This window comes from Altererythrobacter chaiwopuensis (genome assembly GCF_054957755.1).
Map to the genome: position 1 here is coordinate 1,203,865 of NZ_JBTXJG010000001.1, position 20,872 is coordinate 1,224,736.

Genomic DNA, 20,872 nt, shown 5'->3' on the forward strand with positions numbered 1-20,872 from the left:
CGCAGCCTTGATCCTTGGTGCGCTTCTAATTGCATCGCCGCTTGCAGCACAGGATACGGCTGCGCCAACCAGGCTGGAAGAGCTGATCCCTGATCGCGCGATCGAACAGCCGGGGGATTGGGCTAGCGAAGGGACCGATCAGGCAACCGCCGGTCAGCCACCAGTCGAACAGAGCGAAGCCCCGTTCGAAACTCTCGACATCCCCGATCCGGGATCGGGCGAGCTCGATCTTGCGCCCGCGCCAGCGGATAATGGCGAGCCCGAAGCGGCAGATGACGAACCCTTTGCCAGTGTGGCCGAACTGGATTTACCACCGGTGCCGGCGCTTGAGACGGTCAGGATCGATCGCGGGCTGGAGCTGGCTTTCCCGGCGGATCGCGAGTTGTTTCCTGATCGCGACGCCTTTGTTGATCGGTTCAGGCAATTGCGTGAAGCCGAAGGGATCGGAAATGGGCAAGACAATGTTGCCCTGCGCGCATCGCGGATCAGGGCCGATCGCGAATTGCTGGAACAACAACTAAGGGTTTACGGATATTACGATGCGCGTGTGTCGCGCAGCCTGGATGAAGCGGATGTGGCGGAGAATGATGCCGCTAACGTGCGGGCGGTGCGTTTCGCCATTTTCCCGGGCGAACGCTATCGCTTTGGCGCGATCGAACTTGGCCGGCTCGATCTTGCGCCAGATTACCCTGCCTTGCGCGAAACCTTCGCGATTGCGAGCGGCGATCCGCTGTTGGCGGACCGGATCGTCGAACGGCGCGATGCGCTCGCCGTGGCGCTTGGCGAAACCGGTTATCCCTTTGCCGAAATTGCACCGCCTGAATTGCTGATCGATCACGCGCGCAGCGAAGGCGATCTCACGCTGGAGGTCACGCCGGACGGAAAATATGTGTTCGGCGATGTGACCAGCAATCTGCCGGAATTTCTGCCCGCCAAACATCTTGCCCGGATCGCCCGTTTCAAGCCGGGCGAGATCTATCAACGCAGCCTTGAGCAGGATCTGCGCCGCGCCATCCTTGCCACTGGCCTGGTATCTTCAGTCAACATCACTCCGCGCGTAGAGGCAGAACCGCAGGCCGGTGAACCAGGCGAGCTGGCGATGGATGTCGCGCTCACCAAGGGGCGGCTGCGCACGATCGCAGGGGCGATCGGATATGGTTCGGAAGATGGGGCGAAGATCGAAGCCAGCTGGGAACATCGCAACTTTTTCCCGCCTGAAGGCGCTCTCAAGATACGCGGTATCCTGGGCACGCGCGAAAAGCTGGCGGGGATCGGCTTCAAACGCAACAATTTCCTAGGCCGGGATCAGATACTGACGCTCGATGCCTATGCCAGCGATATCCGGACCCAAGCGGTCGAAGCCAGGACGGTTGGGCTGCGCGCCGCGTTCGGGCGGCATTCGAACCTGTTGTTCCAGAAATCGTTCAGTTGGCAGATGGGCGCGGAGGTGTTGCTAACTGACGAGCGCAACCGTGTGATTGACGGGGTTCCCCGGCCGCGTGAGGAGTATCTTGTCGGCTCGCTGTTCGGGCGCGGCACGATTGACGAGAGCGACTCCTTGCTCGATCCCACACGCGGTTACCGCGTCAGCCTGCAAGTGGCACCGGAAATCTCGCGCACATTGGGCGACGACACCATCTATGGCCGGGCCCAGCTCGATGCGAGCTATTACCTGCCCGCCAGCGATGGCGTGACATTGGCCGCGCGCGGCCGCTTTGCCACGATCCAGGGCGCGCAATTATTCGAAGTCGCACCGTCGCGCCGGATCTATGCCGGCGGCGGTTCTTCGGTGCGCGGCTTTGGCTATCAGGCGGTTGGCCCACGCAACGATTTTGGCGAGCCGACCGGCGGGCGTTCGCTGGTCGAATTCAGTGCCGAGGCGCGGATCGATACCGGCCTGTTCGATGGCGCGGTGCAAATTGTGCCCTTCTTCGACATGGGTACGGTCTCGATCGATACTGTGCCGGATTTCCGCTTTGTCAAATACGGTGCCGGTGTGGGGATCCGCTACAAAACCGGCTTCGGGCCGATCCGTGTCGACGTGGGCGTGCCGCTCAACCGCGATCCGATGTTCGATAGCCCGGTGGCGGTCTATGTCTCGCTTGGGCAGGCCTTCTGATGGCGGAGGGCGAAATCGAGGAATCGGCGGAAGCCGATGCGCCTGAGGTGTCGCGGCGGCGGCGCTGGGCCAAACGCATAGGTTGGGCCCTTGCGGCGATCCTTGCGCCGCTGGTGCTGGCGTTCATGGTGCTCAATTCCCCCTTCGGCAAGCGCTTCATTGCAGACCAGATTGCCTCCTATGCGCCAGCTTCCGGCCTGCGCGTCGAAGTGGGGCGGATCCAGGGCGATATTTACCGTGAGGCGGTGCTGCACGATGTGATCTTGTCCGATCCCAAGGGGCGCTTCCTGGTCATTCCGGTGGTCGAACTTGATTGGCGGCCGCTCAGCTGGATTACGAGTGGGCTCGACGTCCGCCATCTTGTTGCGCGGCGCGGGCGGCTGGAACGCCTGCCTGAACTGCTGCCGGGCGATCCCGACGCGCCCATCCTGCCCGATTTCGATATCCGCATCGACCGGTTCGAGATCGACAATCTGACCATCGCCCCGGGCGTGGCGACGGATCAGGCCGAGCGGGTCGATTTGCAGGCCAGCGCTGATATACGCGATGGACTGGTCGCGCTTGAGCTTGAGGGCAACCTGGGCAAGGCGGACCGGATCGCCCTGTCGCTGCATGCCGAACCTGACGGAGACCGCTTCGATCTCGATCTCGACTATAGCGCACCCGCAGGCGGGGTGGTTGCCGGGCTGACCGGGGCCAAGACCGGTTATAGTGCGCGCGTGCTGGGTGACGGGACCTGGCGTACCTGGCTGGGGCACGCGCTGGTCAAGCGCGGCGACGAGCGTTTCGCCGCCTTCCGGCTGACCAATCGCGCGGGCCGATACGGCATGGTGGGTGAGGTCTATGCTGCGTCGGCGAGCGACGGCCTCGTCCGCCGACTGGTCGGCGCGCGCACCGGCGTGATGATCGACGGGACTTTAAAGGAAAGCACATTCGACGGGCGCACAGTACTGCGCAGCGATGCGCTGACCTTGCGCGGCGAAGGCGCGGTGGACCTGGCGGACAATCGCTTTGACGGTGTTGCGCTTGAGGCAGTGCTGCATGATGCCGGTGTTTTCGGCGAGGGCATCGCGCTGCGCAGCGCCAGCCTGCGCGCCACTCTGGAGGGGCCGTTCCGCAGCGCCACCATCGCGCATGACATCACCGCGTCCGAATTCGCTCTAGGCGAGATCACGGCGCTGGGCTTGCGGCAGGAAGGCACAGGCCGGATCGAGGAGGGTGCGCTCATCGTTCCACTCGCGCTCAGGATCGGGCAGATCGAAAGCGGCAGCGAGATTGCCGATGCCGAGCTGGTGTCGGGCCGTATTGGCGGCGAGTTGACTTATCGCCAGGGGGTAATCCGCGCCGCTCCGCTGCAAGTGGCCTTCCCGCGCCTTTCGGGCCGCCTCGCATTCGATGCGAATCTGGCAGCGGGCAGTCTGCGCCTGACGGGGCCGGCCAGCCTGCGCTCCGCACCGATCGAAGGCATTGGCACCGCTTCAGCCGATGCGCGGATAGATTTCGGGCTCAACGCTGGCCGCCCATGGACACTGCGCATGGATATCAAGGGAACCCTGGGCGATCTTGCCAATCCCACCGTGCGCCGCGTGGCAGGAAATGAGCTGGCGATCCGCAGCAGCCTGACCACAGCAGCGGGCGGACCGGTCACGTTCAGCGCGCTGGAGGTGAATTCTCCGCAGCTCAAGTTCACGGGAGGCGGCAGCTGGAACGATGGGCGCTTCGCCTTTGAGGGAGCAGGCAGCCACGTCACCTACGGCCCGTTCACCGTCGACGCGGCGATCGAGGACGGCTCGCCCAGGGCCACGCTGGTGCTCGCCTCGCCGCTTCCCGCCGCAGGCCTCGAAGATGTACGGCTGGCGATTGCTCCAGTCGATATGGGCTTCCGTATCGAAACCACCGGAACTTCGCTGCTGGGTGATTTCGTGGGCGTGTTGGGCTTGGAATTGCCAGAAAACGCGCCTGCCACGCTGGAGGTGGAACGCCTGCGTATCTGGCAGACTGCGATCGAAGGGCGGTTGGCATTTGAAGAAGGCGGCGCGAGAGGGCGGCTCACGCTGGCCGGCGGGGGGCTGAACGGTTCGGTCGATCTTGCACCGGCGCAAGGCGGGCAAGGCTTTACCGCATCGCTCGAAGCCAAAGATGCCGTGTTCGGCGGCGCGACTATGATCGAGCTGGGGCAGGCCCGTATCTCGGCCACGGGCACTTTTGGTGAAGGTGCGAGCCGGATCCAGGGTGATCTGAGCGGTCGCGGGATCCGCTATGGCACCCTGTTCCTGGGCCGCGTGGCCGCGCGGGCCAATATCGAGAACGGAGCGGGCAAGCTCACCGCTTCGGTGGTCGGGCGCCAGGGCGGGCGCTTCAACCTTCAGCTTGACAGCAATTTCGCGCCAGGCCGGATTGCGGCGATCGTGCGCGGCAATTACGCCGGTACGCCAATTACCATGCCCCAGCGCGCGGTGCTGACCCGCAGCGGCGAGGCAGGTTGGCGGCTCGCCCCGACCCGCATCAATCTGGGCAAGGGGAGCGCCGCCATCTCCGGCGAGTTTGGCGGTGGGCGCACCTTGTTCGATCTCAAGCTGGTGCAGGCGCCGCTGAGCCTGGCTGACCTGACCATGCGCGATCTTGGCCTGGGCGGAACCGCGTCGGGGATAGTGACCTATCGCGGTACACGCGGTGCTGCGCCCACCGGCGAAGCCAGGATCAAGGTTGAAGGGCTGACCCGTTCGGGCCTGTTACTGGCCTCGCGCCCGATCGACCTGGCACTGGTGGCATCGCTGGGGCAGGATGATTTCGGCGCGCGTGCATTGATCGAGGCAGGCGGGGAACGGCTCGGCTGGATGGATGCACGCATCACCGGCCTGCCAGCGCGGGGGGCGATCTATGAGCGGCTTCAGAGCGGCAGGCTGCAAGCCGATCTGCGCTATGATGGGAGCGCGGAGGCATTGTGGCGGCTGGCCGTGATCGATGAATTCGACATCGCTGGCCCGGTCGCGATCAGCGCGAAGGCCAGCGGCACGCTGGCCGATCCCGTGGTGCGCGGAAACCTGTCGGGTAGCGATCTGCGCCTGCGCAGTGTGATTTCGGGCACCGATATCAGCGGGGCCAGCGTGACGGGCGATTTCGTTGGCTCGCGGCTCAACCTGCGCCGCTTCTCCGGCAGCGTGGCGGGCGGCGGCTCGATCACGGGCAGCGGTACGATCGACCTGGCGGAGATGGGGCCGGGGCGCGGCCCGCGCATGGACCTGCGCGTGGCAGCCACGAAGGCGCGGCTGGTTGATGCGCGGGGGTTAAGCGCGACAGTAACGGGGCCGCTGCGGATCATTTCGTCCGGGGTTGGCGGAACGATCGCCGGGCGGCTCGAAGTTGACAGCGCGAGCTGGCGGCTCGGCACTGCAGGAGAGGAAGTTTCTCTGCCTGAAATTTCCACCCGCGAGGTCAATCTGCCGGCTGACCGGGCACCCGCCGCGCGCCCCGGCGCGCCCTGGCGCTATCTGATTGACGCGCGCGCCCGCAACCGGATCAATGTCGACGGTATGGGGCTCGACAGCGAATGGCGTGGAAACATCATCCTGCGCGGTACCACCGCCGACCCGCGCATCGGCGGCGCGGCACAGGTGATCCGGGGCAGCTACAGTTTTGCCGGCACGCGCTTCGAGCTTACCCGCGGCCGCATCACCTTCGACGAGAACGTGCCGATCGATCCGCGGCTCGACATCGAGGCCGAAACCCGGCGCGACGGGCTGGAAGTGACGGTGAGCGTTCGGGGCAATGCGTTGACGCCCGAGATATCCTTCACGTCGGAGCCGCCACTGCCCGAAGAGGAAATCCTTGCCCGGCTGCTGTTCGGCGGGCCGGTTACTGAGCTTTCGCCAACTGACGCACTGCAATTGGGCGCGGCGCTGGCCAGCCTGCGCGGCGGCGGCGGGATGGATCCGATCAACCAGCTGCGCAGCGCGATCGGGCTTGATCGATTGCGCATCGTAGGGGCCGATCCTGCGCTGGGGCGTGAAACCGGCGTGGCGCTGGGCAAGAATATCGGACGGCGTTTCTATATCGAGCTGATTACCGACGGGCAGGCTTATAGCGCTACCGAGGTTGAGTTCCGCATCACTTCATGGCTGTCATTGCTGGCCTCTGTTTCAACTCTGGGCCGTGAAAGCGTGCTGCTGGAAATCAGCCGTGATTACTGACCGGCGGTTTCAGCCATTGGCATAGACATGTGCTTCGGCCTGCCGCCGCCGCACCAACCCCTTGAGCACCCGGCCTCCGGCGCGGTTCCAGCGTGCGAACTGTGCCGCAGCACCAGCGGTATCACCGGCGCGATGTTTCGAGGTCAGCGTCGCGCGTGAAATCGCGCCCGTGTTGTAATGGAAACTCACCAGCGCATCGAACTGCGCCTGCGTGGTAGGGGCATCGTCCAGCGCGCTGGCAACCTCGGCTGCATGGCGTGCCAGATCCTGTTCCAGCCGCGCATCGCACTGTTCCTGCGTCCATACCGTGCCGGGGCCGATGTCGGGGCCGGTCGCGCCCCAGCCGATGGTCCACGGCGCGCCGCCGGTGGCGGGATCGGGATAGGCTTCGTAAAGTCCGTCACCCCGCAGCGAGGCGCAGCCTTCGAAGCGCTTGATCAACTCGATCCCGGTCGAAGAAACGCGCAGGCGCACACCGCCTGCAACGCTGTCTGCGGAAAGATTCTCCGCTCCATCGAGCGCATTATCGAGAGCGTCAACTTCGGACTGGCGAAAGCCGCGCCCCAGAATACCGCGAAAAGTGTCGAAGATTGCCTTGCGTACCATGCCTTAGATGCCTCTGACGTTGATTTGGAGGCGCGGGAATTAGGCAGGAAGCGGGCGAGTAGGAAAATGGTTTTTCACGGGGTCCGCCCAATCACATGTGCTGCGCGGAAGCGCTTGCGGCAGTGCAAAGTCCTGGGGCCCTAACCCTCGTGCAAACACCTCGCCGACGCTGACCGGGGATTCGCGATGGAAGCGGCGCCATTCACAGGGCCTACCGGCGATCGAGCACCTCGAAATCAGGTTCGATTACGGCAATCCGGGTGTTGTCGCGATAGATCCCGATGGTTTTGGCGGCGCCGCTGGCCGCTGCCCTTATCGTCGGTTGATAAGGCGAATTGCGTGGCGTTGTCGGATCGTCCGGCAATAGAACCTCTGATCGCCCTGTCGACCTGTTGAAGCGCCATACCGTGCGCACGTCTCCGGTTCGCCAATTGCGGGCCAGCCCGTCATCGCCCTTCTGGTATGCCAGATCATTGCCCATGATCCAGGCATACTCGTCGAACCGGTCGAGCAGGGTCCAGTTTGCGCCCGGATCTCTCCGCCAAATCTCGCGAATGTCGCCGCGAGTGGCACCGACCAGCATCGTCCCGTTAGCGTCGACTACATGAGTACCGAACCCCTTTGCCCCGAGATCGAGCCCACGAGCATCGAGTTCGCGGCGCAGGTCGAAGCGGGCAATCTCACGTCCGTTCAGGTCGATCCGATAAGTATCGCTAAGCCAGACTGTCGGCCAGCTAGTCGTCAACTGTCCGCTTCGCTCGACATAAAGGTGGCCAGGGTCGGCTTTGAACCAGCGCACTTGAATGGAGCCCTGTCCGGGAAGCTCCTTGTTATCATAGCGCGCGATTTCGCGCGTGCGGCCATTCGGATCGACCAGTGCCACCAGAACCTGGTCGTGCTGAACCAGACTGATTCCGCCATCCGGCCATTCGGCAAGGCCAGTAGGACGGCGCGTAACCCTTTGCGAATAGCTGATCGCCACCCGCCCATCGCCGAGCAATGCTGCGGACTGCAGCTCCCCCTTATAAACCGGCGGCTCATATGTGCAGCCGGCCAGCATGAGCGCGGCAAGCAGCTTGATCGGCGTTATTCGCAGGAGACTCGAAAGCAGCAAGATTTGGTCCGTTCGGCTTGATTGTGTTCCAAGAGCAGGCTGGGCGTGTCGCGAGACAAAGATAGACTCCGATTTGGGGCCAGGATCAAGGCATACTCCGTGCGTGTTCGAATGCCCTACCAGCTGCTGATAAGCCGACATTCGTTAAAAAAGGGCGCCCGGATCGCTCCGGACGCCCTTTCTTTGAACTTTGATCCAAAGATCGATTACATGCTGTAATACATGTCGAATTCGACCGGGCAGGGGGTCGTTTCCGTGCGGATGACCTCCTCCCACTTGAGCTCGGCATAGGCTTCGATCTGGTCCTTGGTGAACACGTCGCCTTTCAGCAGGAACTCGTGATCGGCCTCGAGCGCTTCCAGTGCTTCGCGAAGCGAGCCGCACACCGTCGGAACCTCGGCCAGCTCTGCCGGAGGCAGATCGTAGAGGTTCTTGTCCATCGCTTCGCCCGGGTGGATCTTGTTGGTGATCCCGTCGAGACCCGCCATCAGCAGCGCCGAATAGGCGAGATAGGGGTTGGCCATCGCATCGGGGAAGCGGAACTCGACGCGCTTCGCCTTGTCGCCCGCGCCATAGGGGATGCGGCACGAAGCCGAGCGGTTGCGCGCCGAATAGGCCAGCAGCACGGGAGCTTCGAAGCCAGGCACCAGGCGCTTGTAGCTGTTGGTGGTCGGGTTGGTGAAGGCATTCAGCGCCTTGGCGTGCTTGATCACGCCGCCGATGTAGTAAAGGCAGGTTTCCGACAGGCCGGCGTATTCATTGCCCGCGAAAGTCGGCTTGCCGTCGGTCCAGATCGACATGTGGGTGTGCATGCCTGAACCATTGTCGGCCTTGATCGGCTTGGGCATGAAGGTCGCGGTCTTGCCATAGGCATGGGCGACCTGGTGCACGACATACTTGTACACCTGCATCCGGTCGGCGGTTTCAACCAGCGTGCCGAAGGTCAGGCCCAGCTCGTGCTGGGCGGCGGCCACTTCGTGGTGGTGCTTGTCACACGGCAGGCCCATTTCGAGCATGGTCGAAACCATCTCGCCGCGAATGTCCACGGCGCTGTCAACCGGGGCGACGGGGAAATAGCCGCCCTTGGCGCGCGGGCGGTGGGCAAGGTTGCCGCTCTCATATTCCTTGCCGGTATTGGTCGGCAGTTCGATGTCATCGATGGCGAAGCCCGAGCCGGCATAACCGTCTTCGAAGCGGACATCGTCGAACATGAAGAATTCGGCTTCAGGGCCGACATAGATTGTGTCACCGATGCCGGTTGACTTGAGATAGGCTTCGGCGCGCTTGGCGGTGGTGCGCGGGTCGCGCGAATACCAGTCGCCAGTCGAAGGCTCGACGATGTCGCAATTGACGATCAGCATCGGGGTGGCGCTGAACGGATCGATCCAGGTCGCATCCAGATCGGGCTTCAGGATCATGTCGGATTCGTTGATGACCTTCCAGCCGGCGATCGAAGAACCGTCGAACATCAGCCCGTCTTCGAATTCGTCCTCGCCCATCACACCGGCACACATGGTGAGGTGCTGCCACTTGCCCTTGGGGTCGGTAAAGCGGAGGTCGACCCACTCGATCTCATTGTCCTTGATCTGTTTGAGGACGTCTTTCACCTTGCTCATTGGTAGTCTTGCCTCCAGCTAGTCTGTACGTTTCCACCCGGTATCTTGCGGGCGGGTTGGTGGGAAATATCCAGTTTGTCTATCGTCCGCGCGACCCGATCAGATCGCGTCATCGTCCTTCTCGCCAGTGCGGATGCGCAGCGCGCTATCGATCGTCGAGACGAAAATCTTGCCGTCGCCGATGCGGCCGGTTTGCGCGGCCGCGGCGATCGCTTCGACCACGGCTTCGGCCATCGCGTCGCTCACCACGACTTCAAGTTTAACCTTGGGCAGAAAATCGACCACATATTCGGCGCCGCGATAAAGCTCGGTGTGGCCTTTCTGGCGGCCAAAGCCCTTGGCTTCGGTGACGGTGATGCCCGAAACCCCGATTTCGTGTAGCGATTCCTTCACCTCGTCGAGCTTGAAGGGTTTGATAATCGCTTCGATCTTCTTCACGTTGCTACGCTCCCCCTGTGAGCCGGGCGGATCGCAACGGGTTGCGCTCGCTGGCCGACGGTTCAATTTCTCACACTAGCACATCCAAGAATCGTGCCAAACGCCCAAACGCGGAGCGGGAGGCCTTATTTCAAGGGAATCGAGGCATGATCCGGCTTTTGCGGCAGGATTGCCGGGCTATGTCGCCGCGCCGCCGTTGCGCTGTCGCTGCACAATGCCCAAAAGCCAGACCATCACTGCCTAAAATTTAGGCAGGGGCCGGAGCTTCAGAGCGCAAGACCGGTCGTTTCCGGCAAACCGCACATGATGTTGAGGTTCTGGATGGCTGCGCCGGACGCGCCCTTTCCAAGGTTGTCGAGCCGGGCGACAAGGCGGGCGTGCCAGCCACCTTCATTGCCGAACGCAAACAGTTCCATCGTATCGGTTGGCGGTGCGTGCTTTTCGAGCAGAAGTTCGCTGACATCGCTCTTGTCGACAACCGATATTACAGCCGAGCTGGCGTAGAATTCGCGCAAAGCGGCGCGAAGACCATCGGCAGTTAGCTCGCCCGGCATGGCGCCCAGATGGAGCGGCACTTCAACAATCATGCCGCGATAGGCCGGCACGACTGCAGGGGCGAAAATCACCCCGTGGGCCAGCCCGGCGTGCAGCTTCATCTCGGGACGGTGCTTGTGCGCCAGGCCCAGGCCATAGGCGCGGAATGCCGGGGCGCCTTCGGCCTCGAACCGTTCGATCAGCGCCTTGCCGCCGCCCGAATATCCGCTGACGGCATTGACCGTGTAGGGCCAGTCTGCGGGCAGCAGCCCGGCGCGCACCAGCGGCGCGACGAGCGCCAGAAAGCCGGTGGGGTAGCATCCGGGGTTGGAGACAAATTGCGCGTTCGCGATTTTGTCGCGTCCGACGAGCTCGGGAAAGCCGTAGGTCCAGCCCTCGGCCACCCGGTGCGCGGAGGAGGCATCGATGATGCGCGTGTCAGACCCTTCGGCCAATTTCACCGCGTCCTTCGCCGCGTCATCGGGCAGGCACAGGATTGCGAAATCGGCGGCGTGGAGCGCGTCCTTGCGCGCGGCTTCGCTCTTGCGCTCGGCATCGTCCAACACCAGCAGCTCGAAATCGCTGCGGCCAGCTAGCCGTTCGCGGATTTCAAGCCCCGTCGTCCCGGCGGCACCATCGATGAAGATACGGGCGGACATCGCTGGGCCGCCTAGCCCGCTGCGGCGGCGAGCGCGGGAAGCGGCACATATCCGCTCGGCCCGTCCGGCCCCAATGAGGCCCAGGCCCATGCCCCTGCAACATCGAGCACTTCAATCGTCGAGCCGCCAGCAAGTTCGCTCACCACAGCACTGTCCGCCCGCGCGGCCAGGAACATCTGTGCCCCGGAAGCGCCGACTGCGCGCAGTTGGGGGATCACGTAATGCGCGGCAAGATAGCGCCCCGCCAGGGCGATATGCGCCAGGTCACCCCGCAGCGGCAGCGTGCCCGGCGCCGGACGCGCGACAGGGCCTGCCAGCCGCAGCGAGCCTTCAGGAACCACATATGCCTGGGCGCCACTCATTCCGCACCGAATCCCCGTTTGATCGCACCCGCCGGATGCGGGCTGCGCGGGCGCTTATACATTGCGCGCCTTTCGGGCAAGTTAGCCGCCGCCCGGTTATTTGCCAGCGTAGCGCGCGCGCAACATGTGGAAAGTGGCGCGCAGGCCATAGGCAGCGCCGCCCGCGGGGCGGCCCGGCTTCGCCGAGGGGCGCCAGGCGAAGGTGTCAAAATGCGCCCAGTCGATCCCTTCTCCCACGAACTTGTCGAGGAACAGGCCCGCCACGCTCGCCCCGGCAAAGCCGTTGAAATGGGTGTTGTTGGTATCGGCAATGTCGGACTTGAGCCATTCGGCATAGGCGGCGGGCAGGGGCAGGCGCCAGGGCTCGTCATCGCAGGCCTTGCCCGCATCGATCAGCGCCTGCGCGGTTTCATCCGTGCGCGTCATCAACGCCGGGAAATCGGGGCCGAGCGCCACGCGGGCAGCGCCGGTGAGCGTAGCGAAATCCACGATCAGGTCGGGCTTTTCCTCGCTCGCGCGGGTCAGCGCATCGCCCAGGATCAATCGCCCTTCGGCATCGGTATTGCCGATCTCCACCGTCAACCCCTTGCGCGAGCCCAGAATATCGCCGGGGCGGAAGGCATTGCCCGCAATGGCATTCTCGACTGCCGGCACCAGCAGGTGCAGCCGCACCGGCAGATGCGCGTTCATCACAAGCCGCGCCAGCGCGATGGCATGTGCGGCGCCGCCCATATCCTTCTTCATCAGCTTCATGCCGCTCGCCGGCTTGATGTCGAGCCCGCCCGAATCGAAGCACACGCCCTTGCCGACGATCGCCAGCACCGGGTGTTTTTCCTTGCCCCAGCTCAAATGCAGCATGCGCGGGGCGTGGTGCCGCGCCGCCGCCCGGCCAACCGCATGGACCATCGGGTATTCGCTTTCCAGCGTATCGCCCTTGGTCACTTTCAGCCTGGCATCGAAAGCCTTGGCAAGTTTTTCGAACTCGGCTTCGAGCGCGGCAGGCCCCATGTCCTCGGCCGGGGTGTTGACGAGATCGCGCACGAGGTTTTCCGCCTCCGCCTCGGCAATGGCAGCGTCGAGATGCCTGGCCTGGTTACTCAGCAGCACGCGCGGCCCGGTGGGCAATTCTTCCGGTTTGAGATAGCGCGCGAATTTATATTGCGCGGTCTGCCAGCCGTGGAGCGCCGCACCCGGATCGCCAGCGGCAAGGCGATAGGTGCCGCCGGGCAAGTCCTCAGCCAGCTTGGCAAGGCACCAGCTGGTGAGCTTTTCCGGATCGGCCACCCCGCCCGCCGCAAACCAGCCATCACCATCGGGCACGATGGCGACCTGCGCGGGCTTGCCTTCGAACTTCTGCGCCTTCAGCGCAGAGCGCTGGCCTGCCGAAAGCGGCTTCAGCCATGCTTCGAAGCCGTCCTTGGTGACAAGGTGGATCGTAGTTGCAGTTTGCCCGCGATCAGGCTGGATCAGCGCGTCTTTCTTGCTCATGGGGGTTACTTAGTGACGCTGCGCTTGTTGTCACTCGCAATTTTGTACGCGGATCGCTAAATGGACATTCATGCACCAGTACCAAACCATCGAAGGTAACGAGACCGTCTATCGCGACGGCACGATCAAGCTGCACGGGCCGGAAGGGTTCGAGGGGATGCGCAAGGCCGGGCGCCTCGCCGCCGAAATCCTCGACGAGCTGACGACTTTCGTGAAACCGGGCGTGACCACGGCACAGATTGACGATTTTGCCCGCGGCATGATGCTGGATGCGGGCGCAGTGCCCGCAACGCTGGGTTATCGCGGCTATGCGCACAGCTGCTGCACCTCGATCAACCATGTGATCTGCCACGGCATTCCGGGCGACAAGGCACTGAAGGATGGCGACATCGTCAATATCGATGTCACGCCGCTCCTGGACGGCTGGCACGGCGATACCAGCCGTATGTATTATGCGGGCGATCCGCCGCTGAAGGCGACGCGGCTGGTCGATGTGACCTATGAATGCCTGATGCTGGGGATCGAGGCGGCATCGAAGCCCGGCGCGCGGCTGGGCGATATTGGCGCCGCGATCGAGGCGCATGCGCATCAGTATCGCTACGGCGTGGTGCGCGAATTCTGCGGGCACGGGCTGGGGCGCCTGTTCCATGATGCGCCCGAGGTTGTGCATGCGGGGCGGGCAGGCACCGGGCCGGAGCTGAGGCCGGGCATGTTCTTCACCATCGAGCCGATGATCAACGCGGGCAAGCCCTGGGCCAAGGTGCTGAGCGACGGTTGGACCGCAGTGACCCGCGACAAATCATTGAGCGCGCAGTTCGAACACTCGATCGGCATTACCGAGAACGGGGTGGAGATCTTCACCAAAAGCCCCAAGGGGCTGGATAAGCCGCCTTATTCCTGATCGTCATTGCGAGGAGGCGTAGCCGACGCGGCAATCCAGCTTCTGACCTCGCAAGTGCATGAAACGGCTGGTCGATGGATTGCCGCGTCGTCCCGAAGCGAGTTCGGGGCTCCTCGCAATGACGAAGGTAATTACCCCTCTCGTCCCGCCCGGATCGCAGCGCCCGCAGCGAAGGGCGTGATCGCCGCCAGCAGCAGGCTGATCGCGGCGGCAAAGCCCAGCGTGGCGGGATCGCCGCGTTCGAGTGCGCCCGCGCCGAAGATCAGGATCGGCAGCGCGAGCGGGATCAGCAGCAGGCCCGAGAGCGCCGCGCCCGCGCGCAGCCCCGCCGTCAGCGCGGCGATCATGAGGCCGACCGCCGCCAGCCCCGGCGTGCCCGCGAGCAGGCCCAGCAGCAGCAGGCGCAGCGTCTCGCCCTCCAGCTTGAGCAGCGCCGCGGCCGGAAAGCATGCCAGCATCAGCAGCGGCCCGAAGCTGAGCCAATGCGCGAGCAGGCGCACCGCCATCACCAGCTCCTCGGTAACGCCGCGCAGTTTCAGCTGATCGAACAGGCCCAGCTCGATATCGGGCAGCACCAGCCGGTCGAGCGGCAGGATCGCCGCGAGCAGCGCCGCGATCCACAGCACGCCGCCGCCGGTGCGCGCGAGCAGCGGCGCGTCCGGGCCCACCGCGAAGGGATAGAGCATGGCGATGGCGAGGAAGAACAGTAGCGGCAATGCAGCGCCGCCGCCGCCCGCAAAGGGCATCAACCGCGCCAGATCGCGCTTGAGCAGCGGCCAGATCACGGGATGAACTCCGCTAGCGCAAACATGGTCAGTCGCTCGACCATTAGCGGCTGGTGCGAAGCGAGCACCACGATCCCGCCCGCTGCGGCATGCGCGCTGACGGTTTCGGCAATGCGCGCCTGCGAGGAAACATCAAGCCCGCTCAGCGGCTCGTCAAGCAGCCAGATCGGCGCATTCTGGCCTATCAGCCGCGCCATCGCCGCGCGCTTGCGCTGACCGGTCGAGAGATAACGCACCGGCACTTCGAGCAGCGCATCAAGCTCCATCGCCGATAACGCTGCTGACGCATCATCGCAGCCATCGACCTGCTGCCAGAAGCGCAGCGCCTTACCCAGCGGCTGGTCCGGATCGAGCGCGGGCCGCTCATCCAGCATGCCGATGCCGCCTTCATGCGACACATCGCCTGCAAAGGGGCTGAGCAATCCCGCCAGAATACGCAGCAGGCTGGTTTTCCCGGTGCCGTTTTCGCCTGTGACATGCAGCACTTCCCCCGACCCCAGCGACAGCGAAAGCCCGCGGAACAGCAGGCGCTCGCCCCTTCGGCAGGCAAGGTCAGTTGCGGCGAGGTGTGCTTGCATCACTTGCAGCGTTAGGCGAAAGGATGTGCACGAACAAGCAGATGCGCCAAGAGGAGAAGCCGCATGTCAGTTCCCCAACTCACCGATGCCGAATGCGATACGCTGCTCGCCGCGCATCCCCACTGGTCGATCGCGCGCGGCGGCAAGGCGATCGAGCGGAGCTTCAAGTTCGCGAATTTCAGCGAGGCCTGGGGCTTCATGAACCGGGTGGCGCTGCTGGCCGAGGCGCATGACCACCACCCCGAATGGTTCAACGTCTACAACCGGGTCGAGATCACGCTCACCACGCATGACGCGGATGGCTTGTCGGAACGCGATGCAGTGATGGCTGCGGCGATCGACGCGCTGATCTGACTTTGGGGCTTTAGAGTTCCGCGCCCACGCCCTGATTGCGCATTTCCTTGCGCACCTTGCCGGGCAGGAAGCGTGAGAGGAACTGCAAACGGCTGGCCATCTTGCCCACGGTATAATCAAGCCTGTCGCCATGCACTGCGTCCCACACCACTTTGGGCACGGCGGATACGGGCGAAACTTCCACCCCGGCCTCGATCAGGCCTTCCTTCACGGTGCGGTTCGATTCCTTCGCGGTCTGCTCGATGATCGGTGTGTCGATAAAGCCGGGGCACAGCGCCGCGACCTTGATCCCGTCACCTGCCCATTCCGCATCGAGGCTGCGCGTCAGGCCGCGCACCGCCCATTTGCTGGCGCAATAGACCGACATGTTGGGCGCGCCGATGATGCCCGCCAGGCTGGCAGTGTTGATCAGCGCCGATCCCGGCGCGGTTTTCTTCAGATGCGGATAGGCTGCCTGCGCGCCATAGAGCACGCCCTTCACATTGATATCGAGCACCCGCTCGATCTCCTCGTCCGGTTGCTGCGCGAGCGGCCCGCCGTGTCCCACGCCTGCATTGTTGAACACCACATCGATCCGCCCGCCTGCTGCGGTTGAGAAGGCCGCGAGCGCCGCGTCCCATGCCGCGCGGTCACGCACGTCGAGCTTGTGGGCATATTTGAAGCCGCCTTCGATCAGGCCAAGTGTATCCTGCATCCCCTGCTCGTTGATGTCGGCCACGCCGACGAACCAGCCGCGCTCGGCGAAATAGACCGCTACCGCCCGCCCGATGCCCGATCCACCGCCGGTGATGAAGATTGACCTGCGTTCGCTCACGTTGCGCTCTCCCAAAAACAAACCGCGTGAGGAGGTAACCTCACGCGGCGTGTTTGTCAGCTATTTACATTGATGTCAGCTGCCGATTGCAGCTTCCAGCCCCTTCACATGCTCGGCGCCTTCGAGAATTTGAGTGGTCGAAGGCTTCAGCACATCGCCCAGCGGCTCTGCCCGCCCGCCCAGGCATTCGCTCAGGAAGTTCTCGGCGATACCGAAAAAGGCGATGTTGTTGGTCGGCTTGGCAAAGCCGTGGCCTTCATCGGGATAGAGCACATAAGTGACCGGGATCCCGGCCGCCTTCATCGCGCCCACGATCTGGTCGCTTTCGGCCTGCTTCACGCGCGGGTCATTGGCGCCCTGCGCGATCAGCAGCGGCTTGGTGATCTGGTCAGCCTTGTAGAGCGGGCTTGCCGCCTTGAGCAGTGCCAGCCCCTCTTCGGTATTGGGGTCACCCATGCGGGTGTGGAACACCTTCACCAGCGGCGCCCAATAGGGCGGGATGGTGGAAAGCAGGGTCTCGAGGTTGGACGGGCCGACGATGTCGACCCCGCAGGCGAATGTCTCGGGCGTGAAGGCAAGCCCCGCCAGCGTGGCATAGCCGCCATAGGAACCGCCCATGATCGCGACCTGGTCCTTGCCGGTGATGCCCTGGTCGATCGCCCAGTTGGTGGCGTCGATCAGATCGTCATGCATCTTCAGGCCCCATTGCAGATTGGCGGCGTTGAGGAAGTCCTTCCCGAACCCGGTCGATCCGCGATAGTTGACCGAGAGCACGGCATAGCCGCGATTGGCCAGCAACTGGTGAACCGTGTTGAAGCCGTAGGAATCGCGCGCCCAGGGGCCGCCATGGACGAACAGCACCATCGGCACCGCTTTATCGGGCCTGCCATTGCCATCGGCATCGCTGCCCGGCGGCAGGGTGAGATAGGAAGGCAGGGTCAGCCCGTCGCGGCTGGCAATCTCGACCGGCTGCATCGGCTGCAATGGCGCGCCTTCAAGCTCGGGCCTGGTGGTATAGAAATGCTCGAGCGTGCCCTTGGTGCGGTCATAGATATAGGTCGCGCTGGGAGCGGTCAGCGGATCGTTCCACACGATCCATGTGCTGTCATCGTCGGTGCGCGACTGGACTCCGAATTCGCCCTCGAGCTTGCTGTCCAGGAATTCGAGCGCGGCAGCGATGTCGGGGGCGATCGCGGTCCATTCGGTGGTGAGATATTCGGCCGAATAGGCCTCGATCACGCCGGTCTTGGGATCGCGCATGGTGCCGCCGATATCGGCCTTGTCATTCTGGGCGACCAGCGTGCGTTCGCCGCTGGCGACATCCTCGGCATAGAGCGCCGCCGTGTTGCGACCGCGGCTGTCGAGCCAGTAAAGGATCGATCCGTCATTGGTATAGCCGGCCGGGTTGGTGGTGAGCGAGTCTTCCATCCCGGTGGAGGAAAAGGGCTCTGCTGCCACGGCATTGTCGACCACGCGGAAATAATCGGTCCCGCCTTCGGCGTTCTGGCGCATGGCCATGCGCACGGTCAGCGTGTCATCGGCCATGAAACCGGCATAGCTTTCATTCTGCAGCACCATGGTGAGCGTGCCGGTGTTGAGATCAAGCAAATGCACGTCATGGAATTGCGGGTTGCGATTATTCAGCCCGACCAGGATCTTGTCGCGGATACTCTCCGAACCACCAATCACCTGCACACGGGTGTTCTCGAACGGGGTGAGGGTGGTTTCCGTGCCGCTGGCAATATTGACGCCGTAGAGCAGGAAATTCTCATCGCCGCCCTTGTCCTGGATATAGAGCAGGCTTTGCGAATCGGGTGACCAGAAATACTGCCGGATCGGGCGATCCTTGGCATCGGTCATGACCTTGGCATCATCGGGATTGCCGACCGGGGCCATCCACACGTTGAGCACGCCGTCCTTGGGGGCCAGCCAGCTCAGCCACTTGCCGTCGGGGCTGATCTGGCCCGAAGCGCGGGTGGGGTTGCCGAACAGGGCATCGCGCGGGATCAATGGGGCGGCTTCGTGGTGGTGGTGCATCGTGGCTCCGTTGGTTGCGTGATGATCTGCGCTGGCCGCGGTGGGCATGGCAAAAGCTGCCCCTGCCAAAGCGGTGGTCACAAGGCAGCGTGTCAGGTTTCGCTTAGTCATGGGAAAACATCTCCGGCTCAAAGAGTGTATTGCGCGAACAATACACACTGGATTTCACTTGGCAATAGTCCTCTACAACGCCGGATTGGCGTAAAAGTGCCAGGTGAATATCGCCATCGCGCCGCGATGCGGGCGCCACGCTTCGGCCAGCTCGCGGGTCGGCTTTTCGGCCGGGCGCTCGGGCAGATCGAGCAGCCGCCTGACCCCTTCCTGCACCGCCAGATCGCCAGCGGGCCAGATGTCGGTGCGGCCTTCTGCGAACAACAGGTAAATCTCGGCTGACCAGCGCCCGATGCCCTTGATCCGCGTGAGTTCGGCGATCGCCGCTTCATCGTCAGCGGGCAAGGCATCGAAATCCAGCTCGCCAGCCGCCACCAGCTCGCACAAGGACCGGGCATAACCCTGTTTCTGGCGCGAGAGGCCGCAGGCGCGCAAGCTGTCGAAATCGCGGCTCAGCAGGCAGGCCGCGGTAAAATCCGGGCCCAGCTCGGCTTCCAGCTTGTTCCACATACTGCTTGCCGCAGCGACCGAGACCTGCTGGCCCACGATGGTGCGCAGCAGGGTCTTGTAGCCGGTTTCGCGGATGCGCGGCTCGGGATAGCCGACCCGCTCAAGCGCGCGCGCGATGCGTGCGTCGCGCCCGGCCAGTTCGTCGAGTCCGTTCCGGATGGCGCTGGCGCCCAGTCCCACTACCTTTTCTCCTGCTTGCAAATTGGTGCGCCACCGCTTAGCAGCCCGCCCGAAAGACTGATAGGGCGCTGCGGCGCCAAACTGGCTAGAGAGAAAGTTGAACATGCCCAAGCTCACAGTCGTCAACCGTGAAGGTGAAGAATCAACCATCGATGTTGAAGATGGCCTGACCGTGATGGAGGCGATCCGCGACAATGGCTTTGACGAACTGCTGGCACTGTGCGGCGGGTGCTGTTCCTGTGCGACCTGCCATGTGCTGGTCGATCCTGCTTTCGTAGCCAAGCTGCCAGAGATGAGCGAGGATGAAGATGACCTGCTCGAAAGCTCGGATCATCGCGCCGAAAATTCGCGCCTGTCGTGCCAGATCGCATTCACCGATGCGCTTGACGGGCTGAAGGTTACTATCGCGCCTGAAGATTGATCTTGATTGCGGGAAGGGGTGGGACGCCCTAGATCGCATTTCATGAACATTACCAAGCCTTATGCTTCGACGCTCGACCTGATCGGGCACACCCCGCTCGTGCTGCTCAAGGGGCCAAGCCAGGTGGCCGGCTGCGAAATCTGGGGCAAGTGCGAATTCGCCAATCCGGGCTCTTCGGTCAAAGACCGTGCGGCGCTCTATATCATCCGCGACGCCGAGGCGCGCGGCGAGATCGAGCCGGGCGGCACGGTGGTTGAAGGCACGGCGGGCAATACCGGCATCGGCATTGCGCTGGTCGCCAATGCGCGCGGTTACAAGACCGTGATCGTGATGCCGGACAACCAGTCGAAGGAAAAGATGGACACGCTGCGTGCGCTTGGCGCGGAGCTTGTGCTGGTGCCGCCGACCAAGTTCGCCGATCCCAGCCATTTCGTGCACACTTCGCGCCGCTTGGCCGAGGAAACGCCCGGCGCGGTGTGGGCCAACCAGTTTGACAATATCGCCAACCGCAAGGCGCATATCGAAGGCACCGCGCCCGAGCTCTGGGAGCAGCTCGAAGGCCGGATTGATGGCTTCACCTGCGCGGCTGGCACAGGCGGCACGATCGCGGGCGTCGGCATGGGGCTGAAGGCGTTCGACGAAAATGTCCGTATCGCGCTGACCGATCCACATGGCGCCGCGCTCTACAATTACTACGCCACTGGCGAGCTCAAGGCGGAAGGTTCTTCGGTTGCCGAAGGGATCGGGCAGGGCCGGATCACCGCCAATCTTGAAGGCGCGCCGATCGATGACCAGTACCGCATCTCTGACGAGGAGGGGTTGCACTGGGTTGGCAGGTTGCTGCGCGAGGAAGGGCTGTGTCTCGGCCTCTCCTCGGGCATCAATGTCGCGGGCGCGGTCGAGCTGGGCAGGAAGCTGGTGGCAGAGGGGCGCAAGGATGCGCGGGTCGCCACCATCCTGTGCGACACGGGCTTCCGCTATCTTTCCACGCTCTACAATGCTGAATGGCTGCGCTCGAAGAATCTGCCGGTGTTCGAATGGCTGTAATCGGGCGG

At 63.6% G+C, this 20,872-nt stretch carries 18 protein-coding genes; 6 read left to right on the forward strand and 12 right to left on the reverse strand.

What is annotated here, in order from left to right:
* Positions 1 to 7: 7 nt before the first annotated feature.
* Entirely contained in the window at positions 8 to 2,119 is a 2,112-nt protein-coding gene (locus tag ACX2DJ_RS05905; protein ID WP_462571519.1) for an autotransporter assembly complex protein TamA, read from the forward strand.
* The gene (locus ACX2DJ_RS05910) at positions 2,119 to 6,309 is read left to right on the forward strand and encodes a translocation/assembly module TamB domain-containing protein (RefSeq protein ID WP_462571520.1); all 4,191 of its coding nucleotides are present in this window, start codon (positions 2,119 to 2,121) and stop codon (positions 6,307 to 6,309) included. Before ACX2DJ_RS05905 ends, ACX2DJ_RS05910 begins: the two co-directional genes overlap by 1 nt.
* A gap of 9 nt (positions 6,310 to 6,318) precedes the next feature.
* Here ACX2DJ_RS05910 and ACX2DJ_RS05915 read toward each other — a convergent pair whose 3' ends face one another.
* The 7 genes from ACX2DJ_RS05915 to ACX2DJ_RS05945 form a co-directional block, all read right to left on the reverse strand.
* Entirely contained in the window at positions 6,319 to 6,915 is a 597-nt protein-coding gene (locus ACX2DJ_RS05915; RefSeq protein WP_462571521.1) for a lysozyme, read from the reverse strand.
* 211 nt (positions 6,916 to 7,126) lie between these two features.
* Positions 7,127 to 8,029 (reverse strand): hypothetical protein, encoded by a 903-nt coding sequence (locus ACX2DJ_RS05920; RefSeq protein ID WP_462571522.1) that lies wholly within the window; start codon positions 8,027 to 8,029, stop codon positions 7,127 to 7,129.
* Positions 8,030 to 8,235: 206 nt separating this feature from the next.
* Positions 8,236 to 9,645: a type I glutamate--ammonia ligase gene (glnA, locus tag ACX2DJ_RS05925; RefSeq protein ID WP_462571523.1), complete on the reverse strand. Its 1,410-nt coding sequence runs from the start codon at positions 9,643 to 9,645 to the stop codon at positions 8,236 to 8,238.
* 99 nt (positions 9,646 to 9,744) lie between these two features.
* The gene (locus ACX2DJ_RS05930) at positions 9,745 to 10,083 is read right to left on the reverse strand and encodes a P-II family nitrogen regulator (protein ID WP_462571524.1); all 339 of its coding nucleotides are present in this window, start codon (positions 10,081 to 10,083) and stop codon (positions 9,745 to 9,747) included.
* A gap of 266 nt (positions 10,084 to 10,349) precedes the next feature.
* A complete protein-coding gene (gene argC, locus ACX2DJ_RS05935) occupies positions 10,350 to 11,276 on the reverse strand; it encodes an N-acetyl-gamma-glutamyl-phosphate reductase (protein WP_462571525.1) in 927 nt (308 codons plus the stop codon).
* Between the two features lie 11 nt (positions 11,277 to 11,287).
* Positions 11,288 to 11,638, reverse strand: coding sequence for a hypothetical protein (locus ACX2DJ_RS05940; RefSeq protein ID WP_462571526.1), 351 nt, complete (start codon positions 11,636 to 11,638; stop codon positions 11,288 to 11,290).
* Between the two features lie 96 nt (positions 11,639 to 11,734).
* Positions 11,735 to 13,126, reverse strand: coding sequence for a leucyl aminopeptidase family protein (locus tag ACX2DJ_RS05945; protein ID WP_462571527.1), 1,392 nt, complete (start codon positions 13,124 to 13,126; stop codon positions 11,735 to 11,737).
* A gap of 70 nt (positions 13,127 to 13,196) precedes the next feature.
* Between ACX2DJ_RS05945 and map the strand changes: the two genes are divergently transcribed.
* Entirely contained in the window at positions 13,197 to 14,027 is an 831-nt protein-coding gene (gene map / locus ACX2DJ_RS05950; RefSeq protein ID WP_462571528.1) for a type I methionyl aminopeptidase, read from the forward strand.
* Between the two features lie 131 nt (positions 14,028 to 14,158).
* On the opposite strand, the gene ACX2DJ_RS05955 is transcribed toward map, so the two are convergent.
* Positions 14,159 to 14,812 carry a heme exporter protein CcmB gene (locus ACX2DJ_RS05955; RefSeq protein WP_462571529.1) on the reverse strand — a complete coding sequence of 218 codons (654 nt, stop codon included), beginning with the start codon at positions 14,810 to 14,812 and terminating at the stop codon, positions 14,159 to 14,161.
* Positions 14,809 to 15,390 (reverse strand): heme ABC exporter ATP-binding protein CcmA, encoded by a 582-nt coding sequence (gene ccmA, locus ACX2DJ_RS05960; protein ID WP_462571530.1) that lies wholly within the window; start codon positions 15,388 to 15,390, stop codon positions 14,809 to 14,811. Before ccmA ends, ACX2DJ_RS05955 begins: the two co-directional genes overlap by 4 nt.
* A gap of 63 nt (positions 15,391 to 15,453) precedes the next feature.
* Here ccmA and ACX2DJ_RS05965 point away from each other — a divergent pair, with 63 nt between their 5' ends.
* On the forward strand, positions 15,454 to 15,744 hold the full coding sequence (locus ACX2DJ_RS05965) for a 4a-hydroxytetrahydrobiopterin dehydratase (protein ID WP_462571531.1): 291 nt from the start codon (positions 15,454 to 15,456) through the stop codon (positions 15,742 to 15,744).
* A 10-nt stretch (positions 15,745 to 15,754) separates the two neighbouring features.
* On the opposite strand, the gene ACX2DJ_RS05970 is transcribed toward ACX2DJ_RS05965, so the two are convergent.
* The 3 genes from ACX2DJ_RS05970 to ACX2DJ_RS05980 form a co-directional block, all read right to left on the reverse strand.
* The gene (locus ACX2DJ_RS05970) at positions 15,755 to 16,558 is read right to left on the reverse strand and encodes an SDR family oxidoreductase (protein WP_462571532.1); all 804 of its coding nucleotides are present in this window, start codon (positions 16,556 to 16,558) and stop codon (positions 15,755 to 15,757) included.
* Between the two features lie 75 nt (positions 16,559 to 16,633).
* The gene (locus ACX2DJ_RS05975) at positions 16,634 to 18,706 is read right to left on the reverse strand and encodes a S9 family peptidase (protein WP_462571533.1); all 2,073 of its coding nucleotides are present in this window, start codon (positions 18,704 to 18,706) and stop codon (positions 16,634 to 16,636) included.
* Between the two features lie 72 nt (positions 18,707 to 18,778).
* Positions 18,779 to 19,396, reverse strand: a complete 618-nt coding sequence (locus ACX2DJ_RS05980; RefSeq protein WP_462571534.1) for a DNA-3-methyladenine glycosylase family protein — start codon at positions 19,394 to 19,396, stop codon at positions 18,779 to 18,781.
* 103 nt (positions 19,397 to 19,499) lie between these two features.
* On the opposite strand from ACX2DJ_RS05980, the gene ACX2DJ_RS05985 reads away from it, so the two are divergent.
* Positions 19,500 to 19,817 carry a 2Fe-2S iron-sulfur cluster-binding protein gene (locus ACX2DJ_RS05985; RefSeq protein WP_462571535.1) on the forward strand — a complete coding sequence of 106 codons (318 nt, stop codon included), beginning with the start codon at positions 19,500 to 19,502 and terminating at the stop codon, positions 19,815 to 19,817.
* A gap of 42 nt (positions 19,818 to 19,859) precedes the next feature.
* Positions 19,860 to 20,864 (forward strand): cysteine synthase A, encoded by a 1,005-nt coding sequence (locus tag ACX2DJ_RS05990; protein ID WP_462571536.1) that lies wholly within the window; start codon positions 19,860 to 19,862, stop codon positions 20,862 to 20,864.
* The last annotated feature ends 8 nt before the right edge of the window (positions 20,865 to 20,872 follow it).

Bases quoted from the DNA above. Each gene is read 5' to 3' on its own strand.
- ACX2DJ_RS05910 (WP_462571520.1), top strand. From the start codon at position 2,119: ATGGCGGAGGGCGAAATCGAGGAATCGGCGGAAGCCGATGCGCCTGAG.
- ACX2DJ_RS05915 (WP_462571521.1), bottom strand. From the start codon at position 6,915: ATGGTACGCAAGGCAATCTTCGACACTTTTCGCGGTATTCTGGGGCGC.
- glnA (WP_462571523.1), bottom strand. From the start codon at position 9,645: ATGAGCAAGGTGAAAGACGTCCTCAAACAGATCAAGGACAATGAGATC.
- argC (WP_462571525.1), bottom strand. From the start codon at position 11,276: ATGTCCGCCCGTATCTTCATCGATGGTGCCGCCGGGACGACGGGGCTT.
- ACX2DJ_RS05940 (WP_462571526.1), bottom strand. From the start codon at position 11,638: ATGAGTGGCGCCCAGGCATATGTGGTTCCTGAAGGCTCGCTGCGGCTG.
- ACX2DJ_RS05945 (WP_462571527.1), bottom strand. From the start codon at position 13,126: ATGAGCAAGAAAGACGCGCTGATCCAGCCTGATCGCGGGCAAACTGCA.
- map (WP_462571528.1), top strand. From the start codon at position 13,197: ATGCACCAGTACCAAACCATCGAAGGTAACGAGACCGTCTATCGCGAC.
- ccmA (WP_462571530.1), bottom strand. From the start codon at position 15,390: ATGCAAGCACACCTCGCCGCAACTGACCTTGCCTGCCGAAGGGGCGAG.
- ACX2DJ_RS05965 (WP_462571531.1), top strand. From the start codon at position 15,454: ATGTCAGTTCCCCAACTCACCGATGCCGAATGCGATACGCTGCTCGCC.
- ACX2DJ_RS05975 (WP_462571533.1), bottom strand. From the start codon at position 18,706: ATGACTAAGCGAAACCTGACACGCTGCCTTGTGACCACCGCTTTGGCA.
- ACX2DJ_RS05985 (WP_462571535.1), top strand. From the start codon at position 19,500: ATGCCCAAGCTCACAGTCGTCAACCGTGAAGGTGAAGAATCAACCATC.
- ACX2DJ_RS05990 (WP_462571536.1), top strand. From the start codon at position 19,860: ATGAACATTACCAAGCCTTATGCTTCGACGCTCGACCTGATCGGGCAC.